Source organism: Noviherbaspirillum sp. ST9, assembly GCF_048799745.1.
GTDB lineage: Bacteria > Pseudomonadota > Gammaproteobacteria > Burkholderiales > Burkholderiaceae_D > Noviherbaspirillum.
In genome coordinates, this window is the sequence record NZ_JBLWFR010000005.1 from 396,745 (window position 1) to 413,125 (window position 16,381).

A 16,381-nucleotide genomic window follows, 5' to 3' on the forward strand; every position below is an offset into this window, starting at 1 on the left:
GGAAAGCGCCATGAGCCTATTGCAAAAACTCAGCAGCCTGTTTCGTCCGCAGCAGCCCGCCGCTGCAACACAAGAGACAAAGCGCCCCCTCAGCAGCCGACAACGCCGCATTGAGTTCATCGGCGGCATGATGGAAGTGCGTTCAGCGGACTTCTTCGGCCCCTACGCACTATCTCGCTCGGAGCGTTGGGCACTTGGATGGAGAGATGCCGATATCAGCGCTGGACAGGGCGGACACCGGAGCAAAGGACATGGCACCTATCTTCTCTATGACACCGAAAGCGACCGGATCGCGGTGACGGGTAAACTGGAGCGTCCGAACAAGGGAGCCGTCGCCGACAATGGCACCTTCATTCTGCAAGATTGGCATTTCGGGGATGGACTTCAAGGGACGTTCATGGCATTCACATCCGCCGGACATATTCTGCACAAGCGTCACTTCAATGCCAATCTTTACAATGGCGCGTTATCGATAGATGGCGCCTCGGCGATTTGCCAAACTGCGAACAACCCCAATCATGATGACGGCAACCGGATGACAGCTTTCGATCTACGACAGGGCATCGAATTATTTTCAGTGCAACCGCGCACCGGTTGGGCAGACGAGTATGAGTTTTCTGCCGACGGCAGCCGGATCACCGTTGTGCACAACGACTTGGGGAAATTTACCTACGATAGGTCGGGTAATTTTCTTGACGAAAAGATATATGAAAACGCATGCCTGACGTCGAAAAACTTCAGTATCTCGTTGTTTGCAGCCGAATCGCTGCTCAAGAAATACCCAACCGATGCCGATCAGGCTCATCGCGCCCTGTCCACGATACTCACAGCAAGACAAGTCGGCGCAGACAATGATCCGGGCTGGAAAGCGATGGCGCTCAAGCTACAAGGCATTGCACTTGAAGCGATTGGCCGGCCTAGGGATGCGCTGGCCATTTACGACGAAGTTTTGTCCATGAATCCCAAGATCGGCGTAAAACGGCGCGCCGACTCATTAAGAAAACAGCTCAATCACTCTTGATCCTTGTCGTTTTCCGTGCGCAAGAGCTTTCTCTTAATCTGGGGCAGCAGAAACGCTATCAAAGCATCGTAATTTGTATTGCGCTCATAGGAGGGATCTTTAGCCTTGATCTGTTCTCTGATCATCTTCCGGCGCTTCTTCCAGGTTCCCTTGGTGTCTTGTTCGTCAAGTACAGCGTTGTGCCCGTAAGTTTGCAAGGCCCAACCGAAAGGCAACAGAAAAGGCTTGTAGTGGTCAAAAGCGGTGTTCGCAACCTGGATCAAGCGCTGATGGCCGTAACCAATAGGCCGACCATGTTTCGCGCTCAGCATGAGAGATACGATGCCGTTAAAAGGAGGCTCCGTGTAATGCTCCGGCAAAGCCAAGCCATAAGGCTTAAATTTATCGCGCAGCTCTCCCCATTTTGTACGGATTGATTCTGTTGAGCTCATCCCGCCGTACCGTTCCCAAAAACACTCGAACGTTTGTCTGAGCGCCTCCAAGCCTTGTTCGGCCAGCTCGTCATTCAGTCGCGCCCGCTCGGCATCGTAGTCAAAGAAAAATACCCGCTGGCGCTCCAGATCAAGGGTCAACTCATCGATCGAAACATCGGCACGATGCCACTCGTCCAGGATCGGCCCCGCCACCAATACCGGGATTGTGTACCAGCATTCGAGCGTGAATTTGCCAGTCTCCCGTGAACGTTGCAAAGTAGACGCGTTTGCGACAAAGACGTTGGTATTGTTGTTGAAGAAAACATCTTCCTCCGCGCGCGGCGTCCGCTGGGGATCAAAGTCTTGGAAAATCCAGACTAAATGACCGCCTTCCGCTTGATAGAAGTCACGCCGCTCGACAACTATGCTCAAGTACGTCGTGGATAACTGGATCTCAAAGGCAAATCGCCGATCATTCCAGGCAGTCTGCACATCAGGCTTGCGCCACTTCTTGCGATCCATTCCGCGCCACACTTTCTCGACCTGTGGCGTAGAAAAACGCGAATCGGCCAATAAGCTCTGCCTGACCAATTCCTTGGTCCTCTGATGCGCCAAACTTTCCTTGGCGCCGTTGTACTTCAGCGCGTTGATGACTTCCTGGCTAAGTCCGGGGCCTGATTTTTTCGGGCAATTCTCGTCTTCATGCCGATGCCGAAAAAAGAACTTCCGGTCTACGCTCGATACCAGGTATACGGCGGCCATACAGTAGGGGCAAACCAGCCATGGATTCTCCAGGTCCTTGTTCAACCGGCTGACGATCATTGCGCGGTCCTGCATCACTGCACGAAGCTCTCGCGCGATAAACGCAACTGCTTTAATAGGTTGTCCAGTATCGAGATCCAGTACCTCGTCAATCAACTGAAATTCAGTAGGTTCGGCAAACTCAAGGCTCATAAGGGCATTTCGGTGATCAGAGGCAAGCAATAAAAGTATCTCATTTTGTCAACATCTGCCGCAAATGCGATAGCACTGTGTGAGTGCCATCTCCAGAATCGTTTCGCAGCCACTTCAATCACGAGTAAGGTCGCTAATTCAGCTTTCAACTGCAGATTCCCTCGCCAGGATTTGCAATCTCCCACACGAAAACCCTCCTTCAACAGCCGATATCGGATTGCCATTGCATGTCCGTTATTGCATCCGAGAACTCAGTTATCTATGCTTAATCTATCCGCAAACAAGTCTCGATAACGCGGCATGTTTGTGTCCGGCATAAACAATTTCGTCTATCCGGCGTCGCAGTCGTTACCTGCCTCCTTGCGCCCCCCTTATCCGTTTTCCAGGTACCGTAGCTGGTCATCGCTTGACGGCAGCTCCGCATCCGTGCGCTGCAAGTCCATCGCAAGATAGCGGCCAGCAGTTACTACGCTTGCCCGTTCAATATTCGCCTCTGATCAGCCGGAGCCCCATCTTTCATGCCATGGCGGCTCCCGGTACCGCCATCGAGGGGAGTCGAACTTATGCGACCCGACGTTCCACCGCGGTGATGCACCGACGGGCTTAGTGCCAGCCCGGGCATTTTTCGTGGCATTAACCAGTCCCCAATCAACAACGCCAATCCTGCTGCGGAACATTGATAAAACACCCTATCACCATCAAACCCTCTTGCTATCGCTAACCCCAAACCTATCTTGAGGCGCTATGCTTACCGCAGAAACTCTGGACGTTGCCGAGGCCGCCGCCCTGCTCCGCGCAGAATCGGAAACGATTATGCAACTCGCCCGCAAAGGGGCGTTACCGGGAACCCGCATCGGAAAATCATGGGTCTTTTTACGCGAGGACGTGATCGCGTTCCTGAAGGAGCAAGTTACCAAGGACACCGAAGAGCGTCGTCGTCGCAATGCGCAGACCTCAGCCCGTGCGGTTGTCGTTGCTACGCCCCGAAAGAGCCGGCGAACGGTTCTACCGGCGTTGCCCGATTTACCACCATCCCCAACAAAATCACCAAAGACGACCGGCTAGATCGCTGCCGCGCAAACTGGCATAGCGCAACAGCATCCGCAAATTCCGGTGTCCGGTAATTTTCGCGATCAACACATCCGACAGCGTCGTCCTCTCGTACAGGCGACACGTGGCTTCGTGCCGGAGATCATGGAAATGCAGGTCGACGATTTCCAGGTCCGCAAAAACATTCCGAAATATCCGCGATACCTCGCTCGTGGTGGTATCGAGCACGTTCTCGTCGAGATCTCCATTCCAAAACGGGAACAAACGCCCATCCCGGTCCTTGATCTGCTGCGCATGCTGCTGCATATAGCCGTCTAGAAGTGCCGATGCAGTGCTCGTCAGAGGCACCTGACGACTATCGCCATTCTTTGTCCGATCGAGATGGACCGTACGTTTCTTCAGGCTGATTTGGTGGATAGTCAGCGTATAACACTCCCGCATGCGCATTGCGGATTCGAGCGCGAGAACGAAGAAGGCCTTTTCATCGGGCATCTGCCCCAGATGGCACAGAATCAGCGATTCTTCCTCCACATGCAGACGTCGGTCCCGTTCGACATCCACTTTGGGCGCCTTTCCGGCTGCGATCAGCAGCTTCTTATCTTCCTCGGTGTAGGTGGCAAAGCCCCTTTTGAGTAGACGCAACGGATTTTGAGCCATGACACCGGGGTGCTTCCTCAGCATCCAATCAAAACACCGGGCCAGAGCGCCATGGCGATGCCGTATCGTCGATGGCGATAGATTGTCGATACGCTTCATTCGGCGCACCCAGCCCTCTGCCCAGTCGTAATTCAGATGGCCGGTGCTGGCGGTTGCCAGTAACGGCCGAATGGTGTTGAGAAGCTTGATATCGGATACCGGGACGGAATTCTCGCGCAGGTACTCGGAGATGCAGCGCGACACCGTCCAGATCTCCTGGCCGGTCTTGGTCCGTTCTAGAAGCGATTTTGGTACGATCCCTTGCGCCAGCAGACCTTCAAGTTGGGTGCCGTAGGCTTGCGCCTGTTCCAGCGTGTCAAAGGTGGCGTAGAGGGGTTTGTCGAGCAGCTTGCTCGATACGCGCAGTTGAAAGGTGCCGTTGGCAAAAGGCTTGATCGTCGACATATGAAAATATGGTGGTCGACGGGCCTTTAAACTGTCTACGGCAAATTGGCCGTTTCAGGTGTGGTATACCACACTAGCAGAGTGGTATGAAACAAAAAGGACTTAGCTCAATTTGAGCTAAGTCCTTGATTTATTTGGAGGCGGGGGTCGGGATCGAACCGGCGTAGACGGCTTTGCAGGCCGCTGCATAACCACTTTGCTACCCCGCCACGGGTGGGTATTTTAACCACAAAACTGAAACGGTGCTGAGTCCGTCGCTTGGCAATTCAACCTTGCGCCGGATCAACCAGGAAGCAACGAAGCTTCCGACTGAAACTGGAGCGGGAAAAGGGTCTCGAACCCTCGACCTCAACCTTGGCAAGGTTGCGCTCTACCAACTGAGCTATTCCCGCACTATCCTTCATGCGATTTCACAAATTCGGCGCATGGCGCCAAACCGGTGAAATAAAAAAGGAAGCTTGTGTAAGCTTCCTTTCAGAATCTTGGAGCGGGAAAAGGGTCTCGAACCCTCGACCTCAACCTTGGCAAGGTTGCGCTCTACCAACTGAGCTATTCCCGCGTCGTTCACAACAGACGCACATTATAGACACCTGCAATTCTTTGTCAAGCGCAGATGCCTTTCAGGCACGTGCCCCGGCCTTCTCCTTGATCAGTGGCCACGCTTTCTGCAGATAGTAGAACATGGACCAGACTGTCAGCACCGCTGCGATGACGAGTAGCCAAGCGCCCCACAGGCGGGTATCGATCACCCCGAACAACGTATCGCTATACAGCAGCATCGGAATCGCGACCATTTGCGCGGTCGTCTTGATCTTGCCGATCGAACTCACCGCAACCGATTTCGACGCCCCGATCTGTGCCATCCACTCCCGCAACGCCGAAATGGCGATCTCGCGACCGATGATGATGAACGCGATGACTGCGTTGACACGGTCGAACTCGACAAGTACCAGCAAGGCTCCCGCCACCATCAGCTTGTCAGCCACTGGATCGAGGAAGGCGCCAAATGCAGACGTTTCATTCCAGCGACGAGCCAGGAATCCGTCAAACCAATCCGTTACCGCAGCAACGATGAAAATTGCCGTAGATGCCAGCCCTTTCGAGTACGGAGACAACCAGGTGTCCGGCAGGTAGAACACCCCGACGACGAGCGGTATGAGCGCCACGCGCAGCCAAGTGAGCAGGATTGGAATATTGATGGGCATAGTCGGCGCCAGAGAATAATCTCGATTATCGCGTGGAAACTGCATTCCCCGCAAATCGTGCCGTAGCACAGAGTTCGCTCAATGGAGTTGTTTGTAGATCTCTTCCGCGAGCTTGCGCGAAATGCCCTCCACGGACGCCAACTCCTCGACACTTGCGTCAGCGACGCCGCGCAAGCCGCCGAAGCGCGCGAGAAGCTTCTGGCGCCGCTTGGCTCCGATGCCTTCGATATCCTCCAGCCGCGAACTCTGACGCGCCTTGGCGCGTTTAGCGCGCATTCCCGTGATGGCAAAACGATGGGCCTCGTCACGGATCTGGGCGATGAGCATCAGTGCCGCCGACTCCTTGCCCAATTCAAGTGGCGTCCTGTCATCGGCAAAGATCAAGGTCTCGAGCCCCACCTTGCGGCCCTCCCCCTTCGCCACTCCGACGATCAGGCCGATATCCAGTCCGAGCTCGCTGAAAACCTGCCGCGCCATTTCCACCTGCCCCTTGCCGCCGTCGACGAGGACAACGTCGGGCATGACACCTTCGCCGTTCGCCACTTTTTCATAGCGCCGCGTCAGCACCTGACGCATTGCCGCATAGTCGTCGCCAGGCGTAATGTCGTTGATGTTGTAGCGGCGGTACTCCCCGTTCTGCATCGCGTGGTGATGGAACACGACACAGGATGCCTGAGTTGCTTCGCCCTGTGTATGGCTGATGTCGAAGCATTCCATGCGCAGCGCGTCGATATCGGCTGAATCCAGCCCCAGCGCGTCCACGAGCGCACGCGTCCGCGCCTTCTGCGACCCCTGTTCCGACAAGAGGCGCGCGAGGGCGATCTCGGCACCCTTGTGCGCCATTTCGAGCCATTGGCGACGCTGGCCCTGCGGCTGGAACACCAGGGAGATGCGGTGGCCGCACTGCTCCATCAATGCCATCATCAGCGCCGGCTCGTCCAGCTCCACATTGAGGATCATGATCGACGGTACGAAGATCTCAATGTAATGCTGTGCGAGGAATGCCTTCAGCACCTCGGCCTCAACATCGGCCTGCGTTTCAGCGAGCGCATCGTCGACATGCGAGGGGAAATAGGCGCGATCACCGAGATGACGTCCTCCGCGCACCATCGCAAGGTTGACGCAGGCGCGCCCGCCCTGCACAACGACGGCGATGATATCGATGTCGGCATCGCCCACCGTTTCCATGGCCTGCTGATGAAGGACGCGTGACAGTGCCGAAATCTGGTTGCGCACGGCTGCCGCCTGCTCGAACTTGAGCTCAGCGGCGAACGCATGCATTTTTCCTTCGAGTTCGTCCAACACTTCCTTCTGCCGTCCGCGCAGGAATTTGGCGGCATTCTCGACATCGTGCGCATAATCCTCGCGACTGATGGCATTGACGCACGGCGCGCTGCAGCGATGGATCTGGTGCAGCAGGCAGGGACGCGTCCGGTTCGAGAACACGGTATCTTCGCATGTCCGCAACTGGAAAACCTTCTGCAGGATCTGGATCGACTCCTTCACTGCCCAGGCGCTCGGGAACGGACCGAAATACTGGCTCTTCTTGTCAACCGCGCCCCGGTAATACGCCATGCGCGGCACGTCCTGCCCGGTGATTTTCAAATAGGGATAGGACTTGTCATCACGGAAGAGAATGTTGAACCGCGGCTGCTGCGTCTTGATGAGGTTATTCTCGAGCAGCAGCGCTTCCGCTTCGCTGCGCGTGACCGTCGTCTCCAGCCGCGCGATCCGTTCCACCATCATCGCGGTGCGCGGGCTGGTAAGGGTTTTCTGAAAATAGCTGGAGACGCGCTTTTTCAAATCGCGCGCCTTGCCTACGTACAGAAGCTTGCCGTCCGCGTCGAAATAGCGATAGACACCCGGCAGGTGCGGAAGCTTTGCGACGGTTTCAAGAACGGCCGCGCGCGGATCCGGCGCTTCTGTCACTACGGTCTCGGACATCTTGCGTCTTTACGCTCCTGCAAACGACTCTGCGGTTGCCTTCGCCGCGCGATAGCGAGGATCGTCCTGCAGCTCCTCCCATGCCATGCCGGGAAATTGCGGTACGAGTGAGGCAACGCGCGACGCCGACGCTTTCGAAGCAGCCGTCGCCTTGACTTTCAATCCCTGCAGCAACTCATCGGCCTTGTCTGGCGAATTGCAGATCAAGACCATGTCGCACCCGGCAGCAAGCGCAGCGTTTGCGCCGTCGACCACGCCACCCGCGACACTGGCCCCCTCCATGCTCAGGTCGTCACTGAAAATTACGCCCTCGAACCCGTAGTCGCGCCTGAGGATGGTCAGCCATTTCTTGGAAAAGCCGGCAGGATTCTTGTCGACCTTGGGATAGATCACGTGCGCAGGCATGACACCGGCCAAGCCGAGCCCAAGCCAACCATACGGCGCGGCATCATCGGCGAGAATTTCCTTCAGGCTGCGCTCGTCGACGGGAATATCGACATGGGAATCTGCCTTCACAAACCCGTGCCCCGGGAAATGCTTGCCGCAATTCGCCATGCCGGCAAGCGCCAGGCCATGGTTGAGGCTCTTCGCCAGCACGCTGACCACGCGCGGATCACGATGGAACGCGCGGTCGCCGATGACGCCGGACTCCCCATAGTCGAGGTCGAGCACAGGGGTGAACGACAAGTCGACGCCACAGGCGCGCAGTTCGGCTGCCAGGACGAAGCCGATATCCGTCGCCGCCTTGATCGACTGAAGCACATCGCTGTCCCACATCTCACCCAGTTTTCGCATGGCAGGCAAGCGGGTGAATCCATCGGTCTTGAAGCGTTGTACGCGGCCGCCCTCGTGATCGACGGCGATCAGCACACCTGGGCGCACATCGTGGATGGCGCTAGTCAGCTCCACCAGCTGCTCGCGGTTTTCATAATTCCGTGCAAAAAGGATGACGCCGCCAGTCAGCGGGTGCTGAATACGTCTGACATCGTCATCCGACAAGGTCTTCCCCACCACATCCAGCATGACCGGACCAAGTTGCTGCTTAGCGTTGACCGCTACGTTGTTCATTTTTTCTCCACTATCACAAAGGCCACCGCATAGTCGGCTTCGTCGGTAATCGAAACCTGCGCGGCTAGCCCGTTCTGTTCCATGAATTCTTTCAGTACGCCGCTCGTGACTACGACCGGCTTGCCGCTTGGCGCGTTCAGCGTCTGCATGGCGCGCCATGTCATTGGCATGCGCATTCCCAAGCCGATAGCCTTGGAAAACGCTTCTTTCGCGGCGAAACGCGATGCGAGAAAACGGATCCCTCGTGCCTCTACCTTTGACTTGCGGCGATGATATTTTTCCAGCTCTTCCTTGCCGAGGATTTTCTCCGCGAACCGGTCGCCATGCCGAACGAGCGCCTCTTCAATTCGCGAAATCTGGATGATATCGGTGCCGATGCCGTAGATCATTTCTTGTGGAGCCCCAGGCGCGCGGCGACCATGATCGCCTTCATTTCCTTCACGGCGTTCTTCCAGCCAACGAAGACAGCCTCGGAAACGATGGCATGCCCGATGTTGAGCTCGGCGATTTCCGGTATCGCTGCGATTGCCTGCACATTCGTGTAATGCAGTCCGTGCCCGGCATTCACTTTGAGGCCAAGTTTCACGCCCTCGATGACCCCGGCCTGAACACGGCCCAGTTCCTGCTGCTGTTCGCTCTCGCTTACAGCGTCCGCGTAGCGCCCTGTATGGATTTCGATGACCGGTGCGCCAGCTTCAGCGGCCGCGCGGATCTGTACCGGGTCGGCGTCAATGAAAAGGCTGACGCGGATCCCTTCCGCCTGCAACTGCCGTACCGCCGACTGAACATCGGCAAAGTGTCCTGCCACGTCCAGTCCGCCTTCCGTTGTCACCTCATTGCGGCGTTCCGGCACAAGGCAAACATCCTGGGGGCGGATGCGGCATGCGAAGTCGAGCATCTCGCGCGTCACCGCTGACTCGAGGTTCATCCGTGTGCGGAGTTGTGGACGGATGGCCTCTACGTCCGCATCCTTGATATGCCTGCGGTCCTCGCGCAAGTGCAAGGTAATGCAATCCGCGCCCGCCTCTTCTGCCAGCAACGCGGCCTGCACAGGGTCGGGATAGGTTGTGCCCCTCGCATTTCTCAGTGTGGCCACATGGTCTATGTTGACGCCGAGGTCGATTACCGGAGTATTGGGATGTAGGAGGCTCATGGCTTTTTGTAATGGTCGCGAATTGGCTTATAATTGCATCAAATCTATCAGAATCTGCCGCGTGTTGAGCTGAGTTCCGCCCAAATGATGCGCGAGGAGGAACCGCATCAGGAATTTGCTCTGCATCTGTGTCGTGCTGTCGCTGTAGTCCTCGCACTCCATGTCCAGCAACGTCTTGCCGTGGACGGACGGCGTATTGTCCGCCGGATGAGCCGGACGCGGCCCGCGCTCCGGGTCGACCACGTAGACTGCACCGGGGTCCACCGGCAATCCAGTCGTAGTGCATACCGAAAAATTTCCGCCGACCCCGGTTTCCTTCAGCAATGCCCTCTCGAACTTCCTCAGGACGATCGGCGGAGGCTCGTCATGCGCAAGCTGGTTGAGCGTAGCAATGTAATGATCAAACAAGGCGGGATGCGCGTCATCGCGCGCGAGGAGCTTGACCAGCAGCTCGTTCAGATAGAAGCCACACAGCAGCGCGGATTTTTCCAAAGGCAAAAGTCCGCCGACCCATTCCGCCGAAGTCAGGGTGCGCACTTCGGCCTTTCCGCTCCAGCTCACCGTCAAGGGCTGAAACGTTTGCAGCACGCCGCGCAATTTGGAATGTGGGCGCTTCGCTCCCTTGGCCACAAGGGCAACACGCCCGTAGTCCCGTGAAAAGACGTCTACGATCAGGCTTGTTTCTTTATATGGATAGCTGTGCAGGACGAAGGCTGGCTGCGACGAGACCCTGTAGTCCTTTTCGGGGAGACTTGACTGGATTCGGCGCCTGCTCTGCCCTTTGGGGGAATGCGTCGCACCTGCCGTGGCGTCGTTCGGCTGCAGCGTGGGACCGTCTGCCAGTCCCTGCTCGTCATTAATCAGTGGAAACGCCATGTAGGAACGTCGCCCTCGTTAAGCCCGAACCTGTGGCCCGTACTATTCGTAACCGTAGGCGCGCAGACCGGCCTCATTGTCCGCCCAGCCGGACTTGACCTTGACCCAGATCTCCAGATAGACCGGACCGCCGAACAATTTTTCCATGTCGAGGCGAGACTGGGTTGAAATTTCCTTGAGCTTTGCCCCTTTTTGCCCGATCACCATTGATTTATGACTATCACGGTCCACGAGGATAGCGGCAAAAATGCGGCGCAGGTTGCCTTCTTGCTCGAACTGTTCGATGACAACGGTGCTGGTATACGGCAGCTCGTCGCCGACATACCTGAACACTTTTTCCCTGACAATTTCGGAAGCCAGGAAACGCTCGCTGCGGTCGGTAATGTCGTCTTCGTCAAACATTGGCGGATTCACGGGAAGGAACTTCCGAATCTCTGCTTCGAGAATGTCGAGCTGAAAACGCTGCTTTGCCGATACCGGAACAATGGACGCAAAGTCGCGTTCGGCAGCGACCTTTTGGGCGAACGGCATCATGATCGCCTTGTCCTTCGTCCGGTCAGCCTTGTTGATGACCAGGATGCAAGGAACATTTTTAGGAATGAGATCCAGCACCTGCTTGTCTGCCGGCCCGAACGTGCCGGACTCGATCACAAAAAGGATAACGTCAGCGGCGGTAAGCGTATTGGTGACAGTCCGGTTCAGTGTCTTGTTTAGGGCGTTCGCGTGTCGGGTTTGGAATCCGGGCGTGTCGACATAAACGTACTGTGCATGTTCGTTCGTCTGAATTCCTGTAATGCGATGGCGCGTCGTCTGCGCCTTGCGAGAAGTAATACTTACCTTGGCGCCGATCAGCGCATTCATCAGAGTCGACTTGCCGACATTGGGCCGGCCGACGATGGCGATATATCCGCAGCGAAATTCTTCGCTGGTGTCTGGTGAGGTCATGCAGTTTTCGAGTGGGTGGAGGTTGTTGCCTGCCCTGCGGCTTCCGACACCGGGGCGGCTCCGCCAGTTGCCTTCGCAGGCGACTCCGAACCTGGCTGCGGTTCGGCTTTCAAGTCCAGCCTGGTTTGCGCAGAGTCGGCCTTGCCCTCCTGTTTGCCATCGGCTTTGGCGGACTTGGCGACCTTCCTGTTTTCGTCTTCGACAGGGGCATCGGGCTGGATGGTGGCAATTCCTGCCAATTTGAGCTGAGACGCGCGAGGACGACTCTTTCTGTTCGACGAGGACGACTTTGACAAAGCAGTCTGCACGGCTTCGAGAGCCAATTTGGCTGCGGCCTGTTCGCCGGCACGCCGGCTCCCGCCAGTACCAAACACTTGGATATCGAGCTTGGGCACCAGGCATTCAACTTCGAATTCCTGGTTATGGGCAGCGCCGTGGGTAGCAACAACGTTGTATTGAGGCAAGGCAATTTTTTTACCCTGCAAGAACTCCTGGAGCAGGGTCTTTGCGTCCTTGCCTAGTGTTTTTGGATCGACCGTGTCGAGGATGGGAATATACAGGGAGCGGATAACGTCCCGAGCGGCATTGAACCCGGCATCCAGGAAAATCGCCCCAAACAGTGCTTCGAGAGTATCGGCAAGAATTGAGGGCCGACGGAAGCCGCCGGATTTCAACTCCCCTTCGCCGAGCCGAAGGAACTGGGAAAGTTCGAGCCGCTGCGCAATCTCATACAAAGACTGCTGCTTCACCAGATTCGCGCGCAAACGGGAAAGATCACCCTCGTCGATCTTGTTATAGCGTTCAAACAATAGCGAAGCGACGACGCAATTCAGAACCGAATCGCCGAGAAATTCCAGGCGTTCATTATGCAGGCTGCTATGGCTGCGATGCGTCAACGCCTGCTGCAGCAATGCAGCATCCTTGAACGCATGACCCAGCCGATCCTGCAATAGCTTGAAATCCATCTTTTCTCGCGCCTTGCTACGCCATCAAGGTTTCGATTTATTTGCCATACCACTTGCCGTCGTTGCCTGGTATTCGAGCAAGAGGCTTGCGGGACCGAACAACCCGATTTTTTTCTCGTATGCTACGCTCACCTCAAAGCCGTCGCCGGTCTTGGTGATTTCCAGATCCTTGCTGCTAACCGACTCGACATAGTTCGTTTCACGTTGGCGGTCAAAGGACACTTGAATATCCTTGACTGTGGTCCCGGCATTCTTCGCATTCACGATTGCCTTCTTGATTGCCATATACTCGACGACCGTTGGCACAACCTTCATTCCAAGCACAGCAAGCAACGCGACAATGATGATGCCAAACAGGAATCCCACCATTGAAAGACCACGCTGGCCGTTCCCGGAACAATTCCGCAGCTTCATTCGCACACTCCCTATTTCTAATTATTGAAAACTGCCGATACGTCGCAGATTTCCGAGGTTCATCCAGACGAAAAATGCCTTTCCGACAATATTCTCGTCCGGCACAAATCCCCAGTAGCGGCTATCGAGGCTGTTATCCCGATTATCCCCCATCATGAAGTAATGTCCAGAGGGGACGGTACAACTGAAACCTTCCACGTTATAGGTGCACAATTCCCGCTTCGGGAACGGATCCGGATTCTGGACGTAGGCCGGAGCCTTCTCATCATTCAGAATCCTGTGCGGAACTCCAGCCAGGCCTTCCAAATACTGCTTCGAATAGTTCAGGTGTTCCTCATCAAGGTAATCCGGCAACGACTCATAAGAAACTTCTTTACCATTTACCGTTAAACGCTTGTTTTTATATGTGATTTTATCACCTGGCACGCCAATCACGCGCTTGATGTAGTCAAGGGAGGGGTCTTTGGGATACTTGAAGACCATGACGTCGCCGCGTTGCGGGTTATTGATGTCGATGATTTTCTTGTTGATGATCGGCAGGCGCACCCCGTAGGTAAACTTATTGACGAGGATGAGGTCGCCGATGACAAGCGTCGGCACCATGGAACTGGACGGAATTTTGAAGGGCTCGTACAGGAAGGATCGCAGGAAGAAAACCAGCGCAATAACGGGGAAAAAGCTGCCCGAGTATTCGATCCATGTCGGCTGCCGGAGAATGTCTGCTTCGATCCTTGTCCGATCAGACTCGTCGACCTTGAGACCGTCTGCCTGCAAACGCGCTCGGCGCGCGTCATACTCCGCAAGCGCCGCGTCGGCCCGGGCGCGGCGCTGCCGTGCAAAGTGGAAAACGTCGAGGAACCAGATGATTCCAGTGCCGACCGTGAGTATGAAAAGGATTAATGCGAAGTTGCCGAGAATCGCTTGCAAACTCATTTATCTTCCACTTGTAAAATCGCCAGGAATGCCTCTTGGGGCACCTCAACCGAACCCACCTGCTTCATACGCTTCTTGCCCGCCTTCTGCTTTTCAAGCAGCTTGCGCTTTCGCGAGATGTCGCCGCCGTAGCACTTGGCCAGGACGTTCTTGCGCATCGCCTTGACGTTCTCGCGCGCGATGATGTTGGAACCAATCGCAGCCTGGATCGCCACGTCAAACATCTGGCGCGGAATCAGTTCACGCATCTTTGCAGCCACTGCCCGGCCTCGGAATTGGCTACTTGCGCGGTGCACGATAATGGCGAGTGCATCGACTTTTTCGCTGTTAATCAGCATGTCGACCTTGACGACGTCGGCAGCGCGATACTCCTTGAACTCGTAGTCCATGGACGCATAGCCGCGCGAAGTCGACTTCAGCTTGTCGAAGAAATCGAGCACGATCTCGGCCATCGGCATTTCATAGGTGAGCATCACCTGCTTGCCGTGATAGGTCATGTTGATCTGCACGCCGCGCTTCTGCGTGCACAGGGTGATGACGGAGCCGACATACTCCTGCGGCATGTACAGGTTGACGGTCACGATTGGCTCGCGGATCTCGTCGATCTTCGCGGGATCCGGCATCTTCGACGGGTTATCGACCATGATCACGGAGCCATCGCGCTGGACGACTTCGTAGACGACCGTGGGAGCGGTCGTAATGAGATCCATGTCGAACTCGCGCTCGAGGCGCTCCTGCACAATTTCCATATGCAGCAAGCCGAGGAAGCCGCAGCGGAAGCCGAAGCCCAGCGCCTGCGACACTTCCGGCTCGTACTGCAGCGCGGCGTCATTGAGCTTGAGTTTTTCAAGCGAATCACGCAGCGCATCGTACTGGTTGGCCTCAACCGGGAACAACCCCGCAAAAACCTGAGGCTGTACTTCTTTAAAACCAGGGAGTGGTTCCGCTGCCGGCTTGGCAGCAAGGGTAATGGTATCGCCGACACGCGCTGCCTTCAGCTCCTTGATGCCCGCAATGACGAACCCCACCTGTCCTGCCGAGAGTGTTTCGCGTGCCTGCGACTTCGGTGTGAACACACCCACGCTTTCGGTCAGGTACTGCGCACCGGTCGCCATCAGCGAGATCTTGTCCTTCGGACGCAGCGTTCCATTAACGACGCGAACGAGCATCACCACGCCGACGTAATTGTCGAACCAGGAATCGATGATCAGGCCCTGCAGCAAACCGTTCGGGTCGCCCTTCGGCGGCGGAACCTTGGCAATCAACGCCTCCAGCACGTCCTCGACGCCAAGGCCCGTCTTGGCGGAACAGCGGACGGCATCGCCCGCATCAATGCCGATCACGTCTTCGATTTCGCTGATCGCGTTCTCGGGATCGGCAGAAGGAAGGTCGATCTTGTTCAGGACAGGGACGACTTCCACATCGAGATCGAGTGCCGTGTAGCAGTTCGCCACCGTTTGTGCCTCGACGCCTTGGGACGCATCGACCACCAGCAGCGCGCCCTCGCATGCGGAGAGCGACCTGCTGACTTCATAGCTGAAGTCGACGTGTCCGGGCGTGTCGATGAGATTGAGGTTATAGATCTTGCCGTCGCGCGCCTTGTACGACAGGGCGGCAGTCTGTGCCTTGATGGTGATGCCGCGCTCGCGCTCGAGATCCATCGAGTCCAACACTTGCGCTTCCATTTCGCGGTCCGACAGCCCGCCGCAGATCTGGATGATGCGATCGGCCAGCGTGGATTTGCCGTGGTCGATATGGGCAATGATGGAAAAATTCCGAATGTTGTCCATTAGCTAAGATGCAATTACAAAAAAGGCGCTCTGAACAGGGGGATCCCCAACGAGCGCCTTATAGACTGAAGGTTATTCGATAGGCGGCATTTTACCGGATTTCAGGGGGGAAAGCCCGTAAAATCGCCTTGGACTGGCGCTATTCCGGCATGGTGACAGAAACGGGTTCGCTATGCAGCCTCGAGAAATGCGCGGACTTTTGCGTCGTCCAGAAAATAATTGCAGAGCTGGACCGATTCGCCATTGCCTTTTTTGCCGAACAGAACAGGGACCAGTTCGTCAAACTGGGCCACAAGCGCTTCATCCGCGTCCACGTCCATCATTTCTACGGCAAAGGGAAATTCACTGCTCAAGGCCTGCAATGCTTCAAGCATGTCATCACATAAGTGGCAGTAAGAACGCGTATAGAGGGTGAAATGAACCACGGCAGTCGTGCCAAAGGGAAGTTATTCTGATTTGAAATGAATGGCTGCACCGGCCAGCAGCATCTCGATCAGTATAGTGTCTTACTTTCAATCGACCAAGCTGCGGCAACTCCCCAGAAGCCAG

The 16,381-nt window shown here is 56.1% G+C and carries 16 protein-coding genes and 3 tRNA genes; 2 read left to right on the plus strand and 17 right to left on the minus strand.

Annotation, left to right across the window (positions count from 1 at the left end):
• Positions 1-10: 10 nt before the first annotated feature.
• Positions 11-1,021: a hypothetical protein gene (locus ACNOHI_RS13815; protein WP_420475250.1), complete on the plus strand. Its 1,011-nt coding sequence runs from the start codon at positions 11-13 to the stop codon at positions 1,019-1,021.
• Here ACNOHI_RS13815 and ACNOHI_RS13820 read toward each other — a convergent pair.
• The gene (locus tag ACNOHI_RS13820; protein ID WP_420475251.1) at positions 1,012-2,388 is read right to left on the minus strand and encodes a DUF6035 family protein; all 1,377 of its coding nucleotides are present in this window, start codon (positions 2,386-2,388) and stop codon (positions 1,012-1,014) included. The genes ACNOHI_RS13815 and ACNOHI_RS13820 overlap by 10 nt on opposite strands.
• 744 nt (positions 2,389-3,132) lie before the next feature.
• On the opposite strand from ACNOHI_RS13820, the gene ACNOHI_RS13825 reads away from it, so the two are divergent.
• Positions 3,133-3,453, plus strand: a complete 321-nt coding sequence (locus ACNOHI_RS13825) for a helix-turn-helix domain-containing protein (RefSeq protein ID WP_420475252.1) — start codon at positions 3,133-3,135, stop codon at positions 3,451-3,453.
• Here ACNOHI_RS13825 and ACNOHI_RS13830 read toward each other — a convergent pair.
• From ACNOHI_RS13830 to ACNOHI_RS13905, 16 genes are all read right to left on the minus strand, one after another.
• Positions 3,433-4,539 (minus strand): site-specific integrase, encoded by a 1,107-nt coding sequence (locus ACNOHI_RS13830; protein WP_420475253.1) that lies wholly within the window; start codon positions 4,537-4,539, stop codon positions 3,433-3,435. The genes ACNOHI_RS13825 and ACNOHI_RS13830 overlap by 21 nt on opposite strands.
• A gap of 135 nt (positions 4,540-4,674) precedes the next feature.
• A tRNA-Cys gene (locus ACNOHI_RS13835) sits at positions 4,675-4,748 on the minus strand.
• Between the two features lie 107 nt (positions 4,749-4,855).
• Positions 4,856-4,931, minus strand: a tRNA-Gly gene (locus tag ACNOHI_RS13840).
• Between the two features lie 91 nt (positions 4,932-5,022).
• Positions 5,023-5,098: transfer RNA gene (locus ACNOHI_RS13845), tRNA-Gly, on the minus strand.
• Positions 5,099-5,159: 61 nt separating this feature from the next.
• The gene (gene pgsA, locus ACNOHI_RS13850; RefSeq protein WP_420475254.1) at positions 5,160-5,744 is read right to left on the minus strand and encodes a CDP-diacylglycerol--glycerol-3-phosphate 3-phosphatidyltransferase; all 585 of its coding nucleotides are present in this window, start codon (positions 5,742-5,744) and stop codon (positions 5,160-5,162) included.
• A gap of 78 nt (positions 5,745-5,822) precedes the next feature.
• Positions 5,823-7,688, minus strand: coding sequence for an excinuclease ABC subunit UvrC (uvrC, locus tag ACNOHI_RS13855; RefSeq protein WP_420475255.1), 1,866 nt, complete (start codon positions 7,686-7,688; stop codon positions 5,823-5,825).
• A gap of 9 nt (positions 7,689-7,697) precedes the next feature.
• A complete protein-coding gene (nagZ, locus tag ACNOHI_RS13860) occupies positions 7,698-8,756 on the minus strand; it encodes a beta-N-acetylhexosaminidase (protein ID WP_420475256.1) in 1,059 nt (352 codons plus the stop codon).
• Positions 8,753-9,145, minus strand: coding sequence for a holo-ACP synthase (gene acpS / locus ACNOHI_RS13865; protein WP_420475257.1), 393 nt, complete (start codon positions 9,143-9,145; stop codon positions 8,753-8,755). Before acpS ends, nagZ begins: the two co-directional genes overlap by 4 nt.
• Positions 9,142-9,909 carry a pyridoxine 5'-phosphate synthase gene (pdxJ, locus tag ACNOHI_RS13870; protein WP_420475258.1) on the minus strand — a complete coding sequence of 256 codons (768 nt, stop codon included), beginning with the start codon at positions 9,907-9,909 and terminating at the stop codon, positions 9,142-9,144. The genes acpS and pdxJ overlap by 4 nt, the downstream gene beginning before the upstream one ends.
• Before the next feature lie 27 nt (positions 9,910-9,936).
• On the minus strand, positions 9,937-10,785 hold the full coding sequence (recO, locus tag ACNOHI_RS13875; protein ID WP_420475259.1) for a DNA repair protein RecO: 849 nt from the start codon (positions 10,783-10,785) through the stop codon (positions 9,937-9,939).
• Positions 10,786-10,827: 42 nt separating this feature from the next.
• Positions 10,828-11,730 (minus strand): GTPase Era, encoded by a 903-nt coding sequence (gene era / locus ACNOHI_RS13880; RefSeq protein WP_420475260.1) that lies wholly within the window; start codon positions 11,728-11,730, stop codon positions 10,828-10,830.
• Positions 11,727-12,695 (minus strand): ribonuclease III, encoded by a 969-nt coding sequence (gene rnc / locus ACNOHI_RS13885; protein ID WP_420475261.1) that lies wholly within the window; start codon positions 12,693-12,695, stop codon positions 11,727-11,729. Before rnc ends, era begins: the two co-directional genes overlap by 4 nt.
• Positions 12,696-12,719: 24 nt before the next feature.
• Positions 12,720-13,109, minus strand: coding sequence for a DUF4845 domain-containing protein (locus ACNOHI_RS13890; protein ID WP_420475262.1), 390 nt, complete (start codon positions 13,107-13,109; stop codon positions 12,720-12,722).
• A 21-nt stretch (positions 13,110-13,130) separates the two neighbouring features.
• The gene (gene lepB, locus ACNOHI_RS13895) at positions 13,131-14,042 is read right to left on the minus strand and encodes a signal peptidase I (protein ID WP_420475263.1); all 912 of its coding nucleotides are present in this window, start codon (positions 14,040-14,042) and stop codon (positions 13,131-13,133) included.
• Positions 14,039-15,832 (minus strand): translation elongation factor 4, encoded by a 1,794-nt coding sequence (lepA, locus tag ACNOHI_RS13900; protein WP_420475264.1) that lies wholly within the window; start codon positions 15,830-15,832, stop codon positions 14,039-14,041. The genes lepB and lepA overlap by 4 nt, the downstream gene beginning before the upstream one ends.
• Before the next feature lie 170 nt (positions 15,833-16,002).
• Positions 16,003-16,257, minus strand: coding sequence for a glutaredoxin family protein (locus ACNOHI_RS13905; protein ID WP_420475265.1), 255 nt, complete (start codon positions 16,255-16,257; stop codon positions 16,003-16,005).
• Between the last annotated feature and the right edge of the window lie 124 nt (positions 16,258-16,381).

Coding starts and splice junctions, on each gene's coding strand:
- lepB (WP_420475263.1), bottom strand. CDS start 14,042: ATGAGTTTGCAAGCGATTCTCGGCAACTTCGCATTAATCCTTTTCATA.
- uvrC (WP_420475255.1), bottom strand. CDS start 7,688: ATGTCCGAGACCGTAGTGACAGAAGCGCCGGATCCGCGCGCGGCCGTT.
- ACNOHI_RS13820 (WP_420475251.1), bottom strand. CDS start 2,388: ATGAGCCTTGAGTTTGCCGAACCTACTGAATTTCAGTTGATTGACGAG.
- pgsA (WP_420475254.1), bottom strand. CDS start 5,744: ATGCCCATCAATATTCCAATCCTGCTCACTTGGCTGCGCGTGGCGCTC.
- acpS (WP_420475257.1), bottom strand. CDS start 9,145: ATGATCTACGGCATCGGCACCGATATCATCCAGATTTCGCGAATTGAA.
- ACNOHI_RS13890 (WP_420475262.1), bottom strand. CDS start 13,109: ATGAAGCTGCGGAATTGTTCCGGGAACGGCCAGCGTGGTCTTTCAATG.
- ACNOHI_RS13830 (WP_420475253.1), bottom strand. CDS start 4,539: ATGTCGACGATCAAGCCTTTTGCCAACGGCACCTTTCAACTGCGCGTA.
- nagZ (WP_420475256.1), bottom strand. CDS start 8,756: ATGAACAACGTAGCGGTCAACGCTAAGCAGCAACTTGGTCCGGTCATG.
- pdxJ (WP_420475258.1), bottom strand. CDS start 9,909: ATGAGCCTCCTACATCCCAATACTCCGGTAATCGACCTCGGCGTCAAC.
- rnc (WP_420475261.1), bottom strand. CDS start 12,695: ATGGATTTCAAGCTATTGCAGGATCGGCTGGGTCATGCGTTCAAGGAT.
- era (WP_420475260.1), bottom strand. CDS start 11,730: ATGACCTCACCAGACACCAGCGAAGAATTTCGCTGCGGATATATCGCC.
- lepA (WP_420475264.1), bottom strand. CDS start 15,832: ATGGACAACATTCGGAATTTTTCCATCATTGCCCATATCGACCACGGC.
- recO (WP_420475259.1), bottom strand. CDS start 10,785: ATGGCGTTTCCACTGATTAATGACGAGCAGGGACTGGCAGACGGTCCC.
- ACNOHI_RS13815 (WP_420475250.1), top strand. CDS start 11: ATGAGCCTATTGCAAAAACTCAGCAGCCTGTTTCGTCCGCAGCAGCCC.
- ACNOHI_RS13825 (WP_420475252.1), top strand. CDS start 3,133: ATGCTTACCGCAGAAACTCTGGACGTTGCCGAGGCCGCCGCCCTGCTC.